This window comes from Pseudomonas sp. TE3911, assembly GCF_054062775.1.
Map to the genome: position 1 here is coordinate 1,757,103 of NZ_JBSSFP010000001.1, position 14,191 is coordinate 1,771,293.

The following is a 14,191-nucleotide window of genomic DNA, read 5'->3' on the forward strand; positions in this document are numbered from 1 at the left end:
ACTGGATCAGTCCTGGCGGCTGGTGACTTCCAGCAGGTGGTAGCCGAACTGGGTTTTCACCGGGCCTTGCACGGTGTTGACCGGGGCGCTGAAAACTACGGTGTCGAATTCTTTAACCATTTGGCCTGGACCGAACGAACCCAGGTCGCCGCCTTGACGGCTGGATGGGCAGCTGGAGTTGGCTTTGGCGATTTCTGCGAAATCGGCGCCGCCTTCGATTTGGGCCTTGAGTTCGTTGCACTTGTCTTCAGTGGAAACGAGGATGTGACGGGCGGTGGCTTTGGCCATGGGGAGTAACTCCTTGAGTAAAAAGGGTGAGCGTACCGGATTCAGGCGGTTATTTCCTGGCAAAGTTCCCGGTATTTGATCGGCCGGTCTCAGGGCAGCACGATATAGTCGTTGCGCTGCAGGATTGCCCGGTGTGGTGCCTGGACGAGGTGCAGGTAGCGCCCGTCGACCAGGTCGATGGGCAGGCAGTCATCGATATCCAGCACGCCGTCGGTGTGACCCTGGGACCAATGCCCCAGCATCTGTTGCTTGCCCATGCGGGTGGCTTCCTGTTTGTTGCGCGCGACCACCAGCAGGTAATGATGGGCCTCGCCAAAGGTGTTCGCTTCGTACCCGCCAAGGTTGACGAAGTACAAGTGATGGGCGCCGGCCTGGGGCGCCAGGTGGCTGAGTTCGACCTTCCAGCCGTCGACGCCATCCACGGCCATCCAGGAATCGATATGCACGCCCTTGGGGCTGCCAAACCAACCGTCGCGCAATTGCGGGTAAGTGGCTTCCAGCGTATCCGCAGCGGCGAACACCACATCGTGAACTTCGATTTTCGCCCTGGGGTGCTTGCCCCCGAGCATCACGATAAACAGCATTGCGGGTCTTTCCTCGCGACTTGGCAAAGGGCAACCATACTTCGATTGAACCCTTTTGTCCGACCAATGCCACACTGTTAATCCGCGAACTCATCAGGAGGTTGTCATGCGTACTATTGATCTGGCCGGCGTTCCCGTCCCTGTCATCGGCCAGGGAACCTGGCGCATGGGCGAAAACCCGGACCAGCACCGCGCCGAAGTCGCCGCGTTGCAACTGGGGATCGACGAGGGCATGACCCTGATCGATACCGCCGAAATGTATGGCGAGGGCGGCGCCGAAACGGTGGTTGGCGAAGCTATTCGCGGCAAACGTGACCAGGTGTTCCTCGTGAGCAAAGTCTACCCGCACAATGCCAGCCACAAGGGTGTGCCGCGGGCCTGCGAAGCCAGCCTCCAGCGGCTGGGCACTGACTACATCGACCTGTACTTGCTGCACTGGCGTGGCCAATACCCGCTTGAAGAAACCGTGGAAGCCTTCGAGCGTCTGCGCGAAGCCGGCAAGATCGGTCGTTGGGGTGTCTCCAACTTCGACGTGGCAGACCTGCAGGAGCTTGCCTCCCCAGCCTGTGCAACCAATCAGGTGCTCTACAACATCGAAGAGCGCGGCATCGAGTTCGATCTGCTGCCCTGGTGGCAGCAACATCACTTGCCCTTGATGGCGTACTGCCCGATCGCGCAAGGCGGTGAGTTACTGTCCAGCGCGACGCTCAAGCAGATCGCCCATCGTCATGAGGTCACACCGGCGCAGGTCGCTCTGGCCTGGGTGTTGCGCCAAGAGGGCGTGATCGCCATTCCCAAGGCTGTGTCGCCGGAGCACGTGCGACTGAACGCAGCCGCCGCCAAACTGGTGCTCGATGAGCATGACCTAGACGCCATCGACCGCGTCTTCGGTGCGCCCAAGCGCAAGCATCCGCTGGCGATGGTCTAACCCGCTGGCAGAAACGGCGCCGTCCCTGGCGCCCGTTCCTGCGTGGGGCCGGGTTAACCGGCTACCGGGCTGCGCCAGTCATCCGACCCGGACGTGCCGGACACTTCGTGGGTCCATACGATCTTGCGATAGGTGAAGTACACGTCCTCCAAGTGTGTGAAGTGGGCATTGCTCGGGTCCTGGCAGTTGGGCATGCGTGATTGGATGTCCACGATGGTTGCCCCTTCCAGTTCGATGGTGAAGTAGTGCTCCTGTGCTCCGGCAGATGTGCTGCGCATCCATTCCAGGCGGCACGTGACCTGCTCACCGCTGGTCAAGGCGCTGAACAGGAGTGGTGATGACTTATCGAAGACCTTACTGATCATCAGCGGTTTGTGAACCCTCTGGCCGGTTGGTTGACCGGACTGTGGGTCCCGCGGAACGACTACTTGGTGGGAAAAGGCCTGGACCAGGATCTGGTCTGCATGGCCCTGCTGATAAGTGTTGCCTACAGAGTCCTGAGTAAATGTGCCTGCCGTAATCAAACCCTGTTTGACGCCGGTGATAGAGAGATACGCGGGTGTTGGCATGACGGGTTTCCTTGCCTGATTGAAAGGTCGTTCACACCGGCGACTGCGCCGGTTGGGGAAATGCCTATAACAAGAAACGTGCCTGAAAGTGTGGGAACCAATAAGTACTTGGTGTCCGTTGAGTGTCTGCGCGGCATGTAGAAAGTTATTGAGGGTTTGGAGGTGGTTTGTCGGGTATTAACTGCGCATAAGTGCGCATTTAATTGCTCATGCCGATAGGGCGCCTGGCAATTGATTTTCACTGATATTCGATTCGAAAGGCTGGTTTTATTGCGCAATATCCAGCATATGCCTCAGTTTACGTCGCCCGTAGGACAAGTCTTAAGTATGTGGTTATTGCTTGCTGAATGTTATTGGCATGGCTAAGGTTTGCGAACTTCGTGGCGAGTCGAGCGAAGCCAAGATGACATTCTGGTGCGAATTTTAAGTTTGCTTAGTTTGTTGTTCGTACCTTGATTAATTGCGTGCGGTCCTAAATGGGATACTCGGATAAACTCTGCGTTCATTATCTTGAACTTGCCAAACTACCCTGTTCGCAAACAAGTTTTGCTGGCGGTGATATACGGTATTCGAGTGAGTATGAAGCCCTGGAGTCTGAACTGGGAAAGATGCAGTCCATTCATGGCGCTGGCCAGCCGGACTGGCAAAAGACTCTGAACATCAGCGAATGCCTGCTGCGTGAGCAGTCCAAAGATCTGCGCGTGGCTGTCTGGCTGACGTGGGCGCTGTACCAGCGCGAATCCTTTGCCGGTCTGCTGGCAGGGCTCGGGTTGCTGCGTCATCTCTGTGAGCATCATTGGTCCACGGTGCACCCACAAAAGCTGCGCACCCGCAGCCCCTGCTTTGAAGGAACTGTGCAGTGCGATCCGCGAATATTCGCTGTTCCAGGCGATTTTGCAGGTGATCAAGCGCCTGCGCGACGCCCATCCGTTGCTGGATGACGACGCGCTCTATGACAGGTTGGAGTTTCAGGCCAACCCAGGTCTTGGTTTTCCCGGTCACGACATCGACCGGGTGGAGTTTTTTGTTGAACACGGTCAATTGCGTGCGCGTCTTCGCCTCAACGTTCTGGGGCTGTGTGGCGCTGGGTCGCCCTTGCCGGCGTTTTACGGCGAGCAGGCGTTTGCCGATGAGGCGAGTGGACACGCCACTCGCGATTTTCTGGACCTGTTTCACCATCGGCTGCAACGGCTGATGCTGCCTATCTGGCGCAAATACCGTTACCAGGTGAGCTTCCAGGCGCAGGCCCGTGACGCGTTTTCCGAGCAGATGTTTGCGTTGATTGGGTTGAAGGGCCGGCAGCTGCGCACTGCAGCGCAGTTGGACTGCAAGCGGCTGTTGCCCTACCTGGGTCTGCTTAGTCTGCGGGCGCATTCGGCGGCGGTAATCGAGACAGTGCTGCGTTACTACTTCAAGCACGACCGCGTGTTTATTGAGCAGTGGGTCGAACGCTCGGTGGTCATTACTCCCGCGCAGTTGAACCAGTTGGGTGGCAGCCCACGCGCAACGTGAAGCACACTTGAATGCTGCAGATTTGCTTGAGTTGGTCCTGGGGCAACCGCTGCAGCACATCCAGCCCATTTACATCGACGAACAGATACTTTTCAGGAAAGGAGAAATACTCCTGCAAATGGCGATACCCACTAAACGTAGTGTGCGGATAGGGCATCAGCGCATGCTCCTCGGCGAACCCCACCGGTTTTACCTGCTCAGCGTCGAGTCGCATCAACAGGGGCTTGCCATCAGCCGCGCTCACAGCTCGTCCATCGCAGTCCAGTGGTCGTAACTCGATACCTTCAAGCTCGCGCAATAGGCTCAGATATAACCCTTGGCTGATGTAGCGATCTCCCGCCAGATGCAGACGTAATTGGTCGAACTCACATTCGCTGAAATTGCCTCCGGCACTCATGTCGAGGCGCAGGCTCATCAACGCCTGTTCGCCTTGGACGCAATACTCCAATGCGCTCAGTTGCAACGGCAGGATGCGGGTGTCGTAACAGGTCCGAAAGCGACAGCGTTCGCCATTCACCGCACCGCTTTCGACTGGCGTATTCCGTGCGACCATCACCCCGACGCCCGTATGCTTCAGCGGGTCAAACTGCAAAATGCTGAACGCAGGTATCGGCCGCATATAGTTGGGCCACAGCAAATGCATCAACGAGTGCGTCAGCTCTGGCAACTCGTCATCCAATTTCTGGCGCAAGCGACCGGTGAGAAAGGCAAAACCTTCCAGCAATCGCTCCACATCCGGATCCTGGCCAGCCTCCCCTATGTGTATATCAATCAGCGCTACCAAAGTGAGGTCTATGGCTTTTACACCAAGGCGATCCAGCATCGGTATCCGTTCGATGCCACTGCCACCAGTGATGTCGCCCTAGGCGATTTCCAGGCGTTTTTCAAACCCCAGGGCGCCATGGCGAGCTTTTATGAAAGCTACCTGCGCTCCTTTGTCAGTGCCGAGGGCAGTCGCTATCGCCTACGGGGACTCGATGGCCGTAGCCTGGGGCTGTCGCGCTCACTGTTGGACCAACTGACCAGAGCCCAGATGATCCGCCAGGGCTTCTTCACCGAAGATCAGGGGGACTGGGCGGTGCGGTTCACGCTGGCTCCCTATAGCCTTGATCAGGCAGTCAGCCGTGCCGTCTTGAGCATTGGGGATCAACACCTTGAATACCGTCATGGTCCGATTGTGCCTATGGCGTTCCAGTGGCCGGGCGAGACGGATAATGGCCGTAGCAGCCTGGTACTGGAGAGGGCTGTGCAGCGCCCGTTGGGGATTGAAAAAAACGCGGGCCCCTGGTCGTTGTTTCGATTTTTCGAGCTGATGCAAAGTGAGCCAGCGATTGGTCAGGGCGCACAGCTGATCAAGGCCGAACTCGATGGCATGCGCGCCAACTTCCTGCTCAGCAGTCAGCGCAGTCTCGGTCCGTTCCAAATGGCGAACTGGCGCACATTCCGCTTGCCGGAGCAACTGTGAACCAGGCACATACCGCGGGATACAGTGCTGGGCGAACGGTCCGGGGCAAGGCGCGTTTGCGCAACGAGGACGCGTTTCTCGACTGCCCCCAGCGGGGGTGTTGGGCAGTAGCCGACGGTATGGGTGGCCATCAGGCTGGGGATGTGGCCAGCCGCTGGGTAATCAGCAGCCTGGCTTCGTTACCTGATCAGGGCAGCTTTGACGAACGGGTCGAGGCCGTGCGGCGGTGTTTGCGATCGCTCGACAGTGAAATGGGGCAAGCAATAAAGCAAGCCGCCGAGGGCATCATGGGCAGCACCGTGGTGGTGCTACTGCGCGAGGGCAATCGCGCCGCGTGCATTTGGGTCGGGGATAGCCGTTGCTATCTGTGGCGGGGACAGCGGTTGTACCAACTGTCGCGGGACCACTCGCTGTGGCAGCACTTGATGGACAAGCAGCAGTTGAGCCTGGAGCAGGCCCAGGCCCATCCGGATGCCAAGGCGTTGACCCGTGCCATTGGCGGCCGACAGCCACTGAGCCTGGCAGTGCTGGAACTCAGTATCCAGCCGGGGGATGTATTTTTGTTGTGCAGCGATGGTTTGTATCAGGGACTCAGCCACGGCGAACTGGGCAGTGCCCTGAGTGTGGGGACGCCCTTGCAGGTGGTGGATCGCTTATTTACCAACGTGATGCGAGGGGCCGCGCGGGATGACCTGACGGCCGTGGTGGTTCAGCCATGAGTGCAGTCCCCGGCCCGCCGAACCTGCTTGCAGGACGCTATCACCTCGAACGCGAATTGGGCACAGGCGGGATGGGCGTGGTTTACCGCGCTCGTGATCTGCTGCACGAGGCGTTCGGCGAGCCCAACGCATGGGTGGCGCTGAAGCTGCTGGGCGATACGCTCGCCGAATCCCCCGACGGCCATGTATTGCTGTACAGCGAGTTCGCCCTGACCCGACGCCTGCGCCACGATCATGTGGTCAGAACGTTTTCCTTCGAGGTTGACACCCCGCGCCAGGTTGCATTCTTCACCATGGAGTTGCTCACCGGTATGACCCTGGACCGGCTGCTCAAGGAGTGCCCTGATGGATTGCCTTGGAGGGAGCTGAAACCCATCGCAATGCAACTCTTGGATGCGCTGGCGTATGCCCACCAGCAGGGCGTTCTGCATGGCGATGTGAAGCCCGCCAATATCATGGTGGGCGAGCAGGGTGTGCAGTTGTTTGATTTTGGTTTGGGGCATGGCGAGGCACAGCAGGCTGCAGGTTTGCCTGGCTTGAGTCGCAGCCGCTTAAACGCCTGGACGCCGGCGTATGCGGCACCGGAATTGCTGGCGGGCGGGCGCCTGTCTCCCAGGGCCGATCTGTATGGCGCGGCCTGTGTGATCTATGAACTCGCCCAGGGAAACCGCCCCGGCAAGGGGCAGTTGAATAAGCCATTGCCGAGGCCACGACAACTGCCCCGCCAGTGCTGGTCCGCGTTGCGTTCTGCGTTGGAGGTGGACCCTGAACGACGCACCCTTTCGGCCGAAGAATTGTGCGAAGCGATAAATGGACGGCGACGCCACTGGTTGTTTTAGTGGGCGTATCAGCCGTTCAAATCGTGCAGTTGGCAGTATTCGACCCAACTCAGTCCGGCCATCTGCGCCACTTCCTTGTGCACTTCCAGGCGCAGGGCCTCGAAGTCCTCGGAGGAGTCGGTGGTCAGTTTGAGCGTCAATTCCCATGCAAAGAGACCCTGGCGTTCGGCTTCTGCCTCAAACGCTTCATGCAGCCGTTCGGCGCGGTACTGTGCCAGGGTTTCGCCCTTGGCCTGGGCGGCCAGCGGGTTCAGCGTGTTCAGTTCTGCGGCCACATCGGGGTGTTCGTTCAAGAATCGGTCCAGCGCGAGCTGGTGGTTATCGCCAGGTGGTGACAAGGGTGTGCTCCAAATCAGATGGAATCAGGCTTCAGTTTTTGGCCCGAGACGAGCCATATGCGCATTAAGCGCAGACAACACGTATTGAAGCAGATTCCAGGATTGGCCCAGGTCACAACATTCAACAATTGAAAAAAAACCGGCGTTGCCTGCTATTCATTGCTGAAATTTCCGCCCTGAACATGGCAAAAGGCTTTCGCTCCCGGTGTCAGGACGTGTAGCGTTAGCCCCGGTATTTTGGGCACTGCCTTCCATGGGCAGAGGGCGATGGGCAGAGGGTGGGTCATGGCGCAAACGCTGTTCAAACTGTTCTTCACCCAGCGTCTGGCTGCCTTGGCCAGTACCGAGTCGTTGCGTGCGATCCGCGAAGGGCTGCTGTGGATCCTGCCGTGCCTGCTGGTGTCAGCGGGTTTTCTGATCCTGTCCGAATGTGCGCGGGTACTGGGGTTCGATCCGCAGGTGGTAGCGCTCCTCGCAGGGTTGCACAACCAGATCAGTTCAGTGATTCCGCTGCTGGTGGCGGCTTCCATCGGTTACATGCTGGCGATCCAGTACCGCCTGCCGCAGCTACCGGTGGCGTTTCTGTGCCTGGCCCATGTAGTGGTCGCGACCTTTATCCTGCGCGAATACCCCCGCGCGTCTGCCACGTTCGTCCTGTTTATCGCCATTGCCTCACCGCTGCTGAATGTGCCGGCCATGGCCTGGCTGTACCGCTACCGCTGGAGCCGCCTGGTCAATGAAGACCTGGTAGGGCACAACCTGCGGGGTACGATCAATATGGTGGTGCCCGGTGCCATCACCGCTCTGGCGCTGGTGGTGGCGCTGTCTTTGTTGCTGCAGATTCCTTATGTGGCGCAGTTGCAGGGGCCCCAGGTGATTGAAGCCCTGGAGTCGCCCTATGGCAGCGGTTTGTTTGTCACGTTGATGAACTCGCTGTTGTGGTTTTTCGGGATCCACGGCGTGTACGCCATGCAACCGCTGTTCGACGTACTGGATCAGGCGGTGGTGCTCAACGGCGCCGCGCTGGCAGCAGGTGAGCCGATTAAATATGTACTCAACAGCGGCCTATTGGGCAGTTTTGCCTTTATCGGCGGCTCGGGCGGTGCATTGTGCTTGCTGGTGGCAATCCTGCTGTTTTCCAAGAGTCAGTCGATGCGCCTGCTGGCCGTGGCGAGCTTGCCGCTCTCGCTGTTCAACGTCAGTGAAGTCCTGCTGTTCGGCCTGCCGATCATCCTCAACCCACGCCTGTTCATTCCGTTTCTGGTAGTCCCTGCCCTGAACGCAATGGTGGCGTTGACCGTGGTGGAGTTGGGGTGGGTATCTCCGGCGGTGGCCAGCGTGCCGTTCACTTCCCCGGTATTGCTCAATGCCTACCTGAGCACCCACGGCGATCTGGCGGCAGTCGCGCTGCAAGTAACGCTATTGGCCCTGGGCACCCTGGTGTACGCGCCGTATGTACGTGCAATCCATCGCCAGGCCGCTGAAGGTGGAACGGTGTACCTGAAATCCCTCGACATGACCTTCCGAGGCCTCGAAGAGAAAGGCCGGCTGCGCGAGCTGGACCCGGTGCTGGCGTCCCACAGGACCTTCGCGCGCCAAGCCAATGAACTGAGCCACATCCAACAGATCAGCGACTACGAGTTCTACCTTGAATTCCAGCCGCAGGTCTCGACACGCACCGGCCTGTGTACTGGCTGCGAAGCGCTGATGCGCGCCCGCGATGCCCAGGGCACCGTGCACTCGCCGTGGGAATTCCTGCAATGGTTGGCGCAGGCGCGGCTGATGCCGGACGTGGATGTGTGGGTGGCGTCCCAGGCGATTCGTCAGTATCAGAAGTGGCAAAAGCTCGGTTTTGCGCTGCCCATGACCATCAACATTTCCAGCGCGACCCTGACCGACGCGGCCTATGGCGAACGCCTCGTGGAAATCCTCGCTCAGGCCCATGGGCAGGTGTCGGTGGAAATCACCGAAGACGCGCTGATCAGCGACATCCCGGCCACGCGCCAGACCATCCGCAAATTGCAGGACATCGGCGCCAAGGTCTATATCGATGACTTCGGCACCGGGTTTTCGGCCCTGAGCTATCTGCACCAATTCCCGGTGGACTTCATCAAGATCGATCGCAGTTTCGTGGTGGCCCAACACGATCCCAAAGGCGCCCAAGTGCTGACCGGCATGCTGCGTTTCTGCGAAGCGCTGAACCTGGGCGTGGTGGTGGAGGGTGTGGAGACCGCCGAGCAGTTGGCCTTCCTGAACACCGGCCCTGAGTTGATTATCCAGGGCTGGTATTTCAGCAAGGCACTGCCGGGCGATCAGTTGGAAGGCTTTGTGCGCGAGCGTGAAGCCTTGGCGCAAGCCTAGTAGCCGCGCTGAGTCTGTTCGATGTCTTCGATCAGGCTGTCGATGCCCTCCAGGCGCGCGCGGTTATCGTGGTCCCAAGGATGAAAGCCGGGTTTGAAGTAGTGCAGCCAAGGCCGCAGCATCCGTGGGAAAACTCCCTTGGGCCCATACAGAAACTTCAGCATGCGCCAGAAGCCTTTGAGGTGACCGCCGGCCTTACGGTCTGCGAGCAAGAGGCGTACGTGGAAATCCAGTACGACCAGCCAGAAGAACACCGTGGTGGTGAGCATGGCGCCGGTGCGCAGCAGATAGCGCTTGGGGCCGGGCTTGATCACCGTATTCCACACGTCGAAGGCCACAGCCTTGTGTTCGGTTTCCTCCAGAGCGTGCCAGTACCACATCTGCTGGTAGCCCTTGAGTGAGTCGCCAAAGCGGGACGGATCGCTGAGCAGGATTTCCGCAAGCATCGCTGTGTAGTGCTCAAGGGCAATGGTGATTGCCAGGTTGAAGGCGGGTGGAAAGTGTTTTTTCTGCAGGTCCAGGACGAACTTGAGACGACGGTCCAGGGTGTGTGCCGGCAGCCCTGCCGCTTGCATCAGTTCGTTGTAGGCCACGTGTTCACGGCTGTGCATCGCCTCCTGACCGATAAAGCCCTGGATCTCTTTTTTCAGCGCAGGGTCCTCCACGCGCTGGCGGTAGTGGCGCACGCTGTCCATGAAAAACAGCTCGCCCTGGGGAAACAGCAGGGACAGGGCATTGAAAAAATGCGTGATGAACGGGCCCTGTTCGTGCCAGTTGGTGATGCGCTCGGCGGGCAGGACAAAACGGACGTCGCGGCGGATAGGCAGCATAGTGCGTGCTCCTGTTCAGAGACGGGGTTCGTCATTGGTTTCAAATACTGGCCTGCGTTGCTTGGGCGCCATGCGTTTGCTGGCGAACACCACCAACGCTTGATAGGCCGCGGGCAAGCAACGGGCGAGCAGGTCGAGGAAATACGCATCGCGGCCGATCAGCACGCGGCGTTTGTTTTTGCGGATGCCTTGGAGGATCACTTTGGCGGCCTGGTCGGCATCGGTGATGAAGAGTTTTTCGAAATCGGCGCGGGCTTGCTGTTCGCTGTGGATCAGGAAGCCGGTCATGTTCGCGTCGATGCGGCTGCTGCGGCAAATGTCGGTCCGAATGCCACCGGGGTGAACGCAGGTGGCCGACACGCCGCAGCGTTGCAGATCCAGTTCCTGGCGCAGTGCTTCGGTGAAGCCGCGCACGGCGAATTTAGTGGCGTTGTAGCCGCTCATTCCCGGTTGGGCAAACAGGCCAAACACGCTGGAGGTGTTGATTACATGACCTTCGCCGCTGGCTTTGAGATAGGGCAGGAACGCCTTGGTGCCGTGGACTACTCCCCAGAAGTTGATGCCGACAATCCATTCCAGGTCGGCATAGTCCACGCCCTCCACGGTGCTGGAGAGGGCCACCCCGGCATTGTTGAACACTAGGTTGACCTGGCCGTGCTCAGCCATGCAGCGCGCGGCCCATTCTTCCATGGCCTGGCGATCGGACACGTCCAGCACCTGGGTGGTGATCATCACGGGTGACAGGGTGGAGGTCTTGATCAGCGTCAGGGTTTGCTCCAGGCCTGAGGCGTTTTTGTCCGCCAGCGCCAGATGGCAACCTTCCCGCGCGAGTGCCAGAGCCAACGCGCGACCCATGCCGGATGCCGCGCCAGTGATGGCCGCCACGCGACCGTTGAATGACTTCATGACAGGCTGCCTTCTGCGGTGGAATGGGCGGCCGCCGCGGGACGGGCGGGCGTATTGAGCGGTAACCGATCGACTTCATAGTCCTTGAGCGCAAACTGTCGCGTGACCTGCTTGAAGCGCCACGTGGAGCCGGGCCACAGGGTGGTGTTTTTGCCGGTGCGCGGGTCTAGGTACCAGCTCTGGCAACCGCCGGTGTTCCAGATGGTGCGCTTGAGTTGGTCCTGCAGTTGGCGGTTGTACGCTTGTTCCACCGCTGGCTTGACGTCCACTGTGGCGATGCGCTGGCGCTGCATCTGCTTGAGTGCGTCGAGGATGTAGGTCACCTGCGCCTCGATCATCAGGATCATCGAGTTATGCCCCAGACCGGTATTGGGCCCGACGATCAAAAACAGGTTGGGATAACCCGGTACCGTCGTGCCCTTGTAGGCATGGGCGCCGTCGTGCCAGGCGTCCATCAGGTCCACACCGTCGCGCCCGATGATGCAGTCGCGGGGCACGGGGTCGGTAGCTTGGAAGCCGGTGCCGAAGATCAGGCAATCGGCCGGGTGCTTGATGCCATCGGCGGTGATCACGCCGTCGGCTTCGATGCGCAGCACGCGGTCGGTGACCACCTCGACATTGCTGCGCGACAGCGCCGGGTAGTAGTCATTGGAGATCAGCACGCGCTTGCAGCCGATGGTGTAGTCCGGCGTCAGGGTCTTTCGCAGGGACGGGCGGGCCACTTGCTTGTGCAGATGGCGTTGGGCGATTTTCTGCACCATCTTCATCAGCCTCGGGTGCAGGGCAAAGCCGACTACGCGACCTTCCAGCGCCCAGTAAAAGGCGCCGCGCACCAGGCGCTGGGTGAAAGGCAGGTGCTTGAACAGCCAGCGTTCGAGGGGCGAAATTGCCCGGTCAGGCTTGGGCATGATCCACGGTGGCGTGCGCTGGAACAGGTCCAGGTGGGCCACCTGCGGCGCAATCTGCGGCACGAACTGGATGGCACTGGCGCCGGTGCCGATCACCGCCACGCGTTTGCCTTTCAAGGAATAGTCATGGTCCCACTGCTGGGAGTGGAAGCGCTTGCCCTTGAAGTTCTCCAGGCCTGGAATCTCCGGCAGCGCCGGGCGCGACAGGCCGCCCATACCCGATACCAGCACCCGTGCGCTCACGTGCCGGCCATCGCTGAAGCTCAATTGCCAGCGTTGCTGCTGCTCATCGAATACTGCGCGTTCAAGGCCCTTGTTGAAACGCAGGTAAGGCGCCAGGCCGAAGCGCACAGCGCATTGCTCCAAGTAGGCGCGTATTTCCGCTTGGCGCGCGAACTGCCGCGTCCAGTTCGGGTTGGGCGCAAAGGAAAACGAATACACATGGGACTGCACATCGCAGGCGCAGCCTGGGTAGTGGTTGTCCCGCCAAGTACCGCCGAGGGTCTCGGCCTGTTCGGCGATAAAGAAGTCGGTGAACCCGGCCTCTTTGAGTTTGATGGCCATGCACAGGCCGGCGAAGCCTGAACCGATGATGGCGATGTCGATGGATTCACTGTGGGCATTCATAGGCTGTCCTTGATGGGCATCGGATGTGCTCCTGTTTTTGTTTTGTCTTTTAGATAAAACACCATTGCAAAGAAAAATTGAATTAATTATTTTAAAAAAGATTTTAAATAATCTACCTGAAAATATCGCCTACGCTAGGACCATGTTTGGTATGCACCACTTGTCCGACGGACGAGCACGGTCTGCATGAGGTCAAAGTCCAGGGGGCGGGCGATGGCTGAGGCCTTGACCAATTCCGGTCGGGTCGCCAGCAGCAGGGAAGCAGAGGACCGAGCTATGGCTGTGGAGTGGGTTGCCGCTGCGGCGGGCGCAAGTGCGGTGTTGTGGGGCTTCAGCGCCTGGATGACACGGCGCATTGAAGCCGCTGTCCCCATCAATGGGCGCTTGGTGGAGGTCGATGGCGAGCGCTTTCATTATGTAGAAGAGGGCAAAGGCCCACCCCTGGTGATGATTCACGGGCTGATGGGCAGCAGTCGCAACCTGACCTATGCCTTGTCCGGCCAGTTGCGTGAGCATTTTCGGGTGATCACCCTCGACCGTCCCGGGTCGGGTTATTCCACGCGTCATAAAGGCACGCCAGCGGACCTGCCGGCCCAGGCGCGGCAGGTCGCAGCGTTTATGCGAGCACTGGGCCTGGAAAAGCCCCTGGTGTTGGGGCATTCCCTGGGCGGAGCGATATCCCTGGCCCTGGCCCTCGACCACCCCGAGGCCGTATCCGGCCTGGTGCTGGTGGCGCCGCTGACCCATCCCCAACCCACCTTGCCGTTGGTGTTCTGGTCGCTGGCGGTGCGACCGGCCTGGTTGCGACGCTGGGTCGCCCATACCCTCACCGTGCCCATTGGCCTGTTGACCCGGCGTTCGGTGGTCAAGGGCGTATTCGCCCCGGACACCGCTCCCGAAGATTTCGCCACCCAGGGCGGCGGGCTGCTGGGCATGCGCCCCGACAACTTTTATGCAGCCTCCAGCGAGATCGCACAGGTCAACGACTTCCTGCCGGACATGGTCAAGCGCTACTCGCAACTGACGCTGCCCATCGGCCTGATCTATGGCGCGCGAGACAAGGTGCTGGACTTTCGCAAACACGGCCAGGCCCTCGCCGACAAAGTGCCAGGCCTCAAGCTGCAAGTGGTGGAAGGGCGCGGCCATATGCTGCCGATCACCGCCACGGCGCGAGTGGTTGAGGCGGTGTTGCAGGTGGCCAAGCGCGCGCGTCCGGCGCAAACGGCCACAGTCCTGCATCCGCCCTTTGCCCTGGCGAACAAATAATCGTGGTCCTCATTGCGGGTTCGAACGGCGCAAATGCTTGCCCTAGAGACC

Annotated in this window: 12 protein-coding genes and 4 pseudogenes; 8 read left to right on the forward strand and 8 right to left on the reverse strand. The window is 59.8% G+C overall.

What is annotated here, in order from left to right:
• Positions 1-6 precede the first annotated feature (6 nt).
• Together ACVWXD_RS08110 and ACVWXD_RS08115 are read right to left on the reverse strand one after the other, a co-directional pair.
• A complete protein-coding gene (locus ACVWXD_RS08110) occupies positions 7-288 on the reverse strand; it encodes a peptidylprolyl isomerase (RefSeq protein WP_005788801.1) in 282 nt (93 codons plus the stop codon).
• Positions 289-377: 89 nt separating this feature from the next.
• Entirely contained in the window at positions 378-872 is a 495-nt protein-coding gene (locus ACVWXD_RS08115) for a DUF1543 domain-containing protein (protein ID WP_457370844.1), read from the reverse strand.
• A gap of 106 nt (positions 873-978) precedes the next feature.
• On the opposite strand from ACVWXD_RS08115, the gene ACVWXD_RS08120 reads away from it, so the two are divergent.
• Positions 979-1,800, forward strand: a complete 822-nt coding sequence (locus ACVWXD_RS08120; protein ID WP_032886530.1) for an aldo/keto reductase — start codon at positions 979-981, stop codon at positions 1,798-1,800.
• A 53-nt stretch (positions 1,801-1,853) separates the two neighbouring features.
• On the opposite strand, the gene ACVWXD_RS08125 is transcribed toward ACVWXD_RS08120, so the two are convergent.
• The gene (locus tag ACVWXD_RS08125; protein ID WP_032886529.1) at positions 1,854-2,369 is read right to left on the reverse strand and encodes an Hcp family type VI secretion system effector; all 516 of its coding nucleotides are present in this window, start codon (positions 2,367-2,369) and stop codon (positions 1,854-1,856) included.
• A gap of 476 nt (positions 2,370-2,845) precedes the next feature.
• Between ACVWXD_RS08125 and ACVWXD_RS08130 the strand changes: the two are divergent.
• Positions 2,846-3,205: pseudogene (locus tag ACVWXD_RS08130) on the forward strand (type VI secretion system ImpA family N-terminal domain-containing protein); the annotation flags it as partial.
• Positions 3,165-3,860 (forward strand): annotated as a pseudogene (gene tssG, locus ACVWXD_RS08135) (type VI secretion system baseplate subunit TssG); the annotation flags it as partial. The pseudogenes ACVWXD_RS08130 and tssG, both read left to right, overlap by 41 nt.
• Positions 3,861-3,870: 10 nt before the next feature.
• Here the strand turns inward: tssG and tssF are convergent.
• Positions 3,871-4,641 (reverse strand): annotated as a pseudogene (tssF, locus tag ACVWXD_RS08140) (type VI secretion system baseplate subunit TssF); the annotation flags it as partial.
• On the opposite strand from tssF, the pseudogene ACVWXD_RS08145 reads away from it, so the two are divergent.
• From ACVWXD_RS08145 to ACVWXD_RS08155, 3 genes and pseudogenes are all read left to right on the forward strand, one after another.
• A pseudogene (locus tag ACVWXD_RS08145) lies at positions 4,639-5,346 on the forward strand (type VI secretion IcmF C-terminal domain-containing protein); the annotation flags it as partial. The pseudogenes tssF and ACVWXD_RS08145 sit on opposite strands and share 3 nt — an antisense overlap.
• Positions 5,343-6,065, forward strand: a complete 723-nt coding sequence (locus tag ACVWXD_RS08150; RefSeq protein WP_457370845.1) for a PP2C family protein-serine/threonine phosphatase — start codon at positions 5,343-5,345, stop codon at positions 6,063-6,065. The pseudogene ACVWXD_RS08145 and the gene ACVWXD_RS08150, both read left to right, overlap by 4 nt.
• Entirely contained in the window at positions 6,062-6,904 is an 843-nt protein-coding gene (locus ACVWXD_RS08155) for a serine/threonine-protein kinase (RefSeq protein WP_457370846.1), read from the forward strand. The genes ACVWXD_RS08150 and ACVWXD_RS08155 overlap by 4 nt, the downstream gene beginning before the upstream one ends.
• A gap of 8 nt (positions 6,905-6,912) precedes the next feature.
• On the opposite strand, the gene ACVWXD_RS08160 is transcribed toward ACVWXD_RS08155, so the two are convergent.
• Positions 6,913-7,242 (reverse strand): DUF6388 family protein, encoded by a 330-nt coding sequence (locus ACVWXD_RS08160; protein ID WP_032886512.1) that lies wholly within the window; start codon positions 7,240-7,242, stop codon positions 6,913-6,915.
• A 285-nt stretch (positions 7,243-7,527) separates the two neighbouring features.
• Between ACVWXD_RS08160 and ACVWXD_RS08165 the strand changes: the two genes are divergently transcribed.
• Positions 7,528-9,603 (forward strand): PTS sugar transporter subunit IIC/EAL domain-containing protein, encoded by a 2,076-nt coding sequence (locus ACVWXD_RS08165; protein WP_457370847.1) that lies wholly within the window; start codon positions 7,528-7,530, stop codon positions 9,601-9,603.
• Here the strand turns inward: ACVWXD_RS08165 and ACVWXD_RS08170 are convergent.
• Genes ACVWXD_RS08170 through ACVWXD_RS08180 form a run of 3 tightly spaced genes read right to left on the reverse strand, consistent with a single transcriptional unit; the run spans position 9,600 to position 12,874 of the window.
• Complete coding sequence (locus tag ACVWXD_RS08170) at positions 9,600-10,433, reverse strand: metal-dependent hydrolase (RefSeq protein ID WP_457370848.1); 834 nt, start codon at positions 10,431-10,433, stop codon at positions 9,600-9,602. The two genes, ACVWXD_RS08165 and ACVWXD_RS08170, sit on opposite strands and share 4 nt — an antisense overlap.
• 15 nt (positions 10,434-10,448) lie before the next feature.
• Positions 10,449-11,339 carry an SDR family NAD(P)-dependent oxidoreductase gene (locus tag ACVWXD_RS08175; RefSeq protein WP_032886509.1) on the reverse strand — a complete coding sequence of 297 codons (891 nt, stop codon included), beginning with the start codon at positions 11,337-11,339 and terminating at the stop codon, positions 10,449-10,451.
• A complete protein-coding gene (locus ACVWXD_RS08180; RefSeq protein WP_095184565.1) occupies positions 11,336-12,874 on the reverse strand; it encodes a flavin-containing monooxygenase in 1,539 nt (512 codons plus the stop codon). Before ACVWXD_RS08180 ends, ACVWXD_RS08175 begins: the two co-directional genes overlap by 4 nt.
• A 276-nt stretch (positions 12,875-13,150) precedes the next feature.
• Here ACVWXD_RS08180 and ACVWXD_RS08185 point away from each other — a divergent pair, with 276 nt between their 5' ends.
• On the forward strand, positions 13,151-14,140 hold the full coding sequence (locus ACVWXD_RS08185; RefSeq protein WP_179178868.1) for an alpha/beta fold hydrolase: 990 nt from the start codon (positions 13,151-13,153) through the stop codon (positions 14,138-14,140).
• The last annotated feature ends 51 nt before the right edge of the window (positions 14,141-14,191 follow it).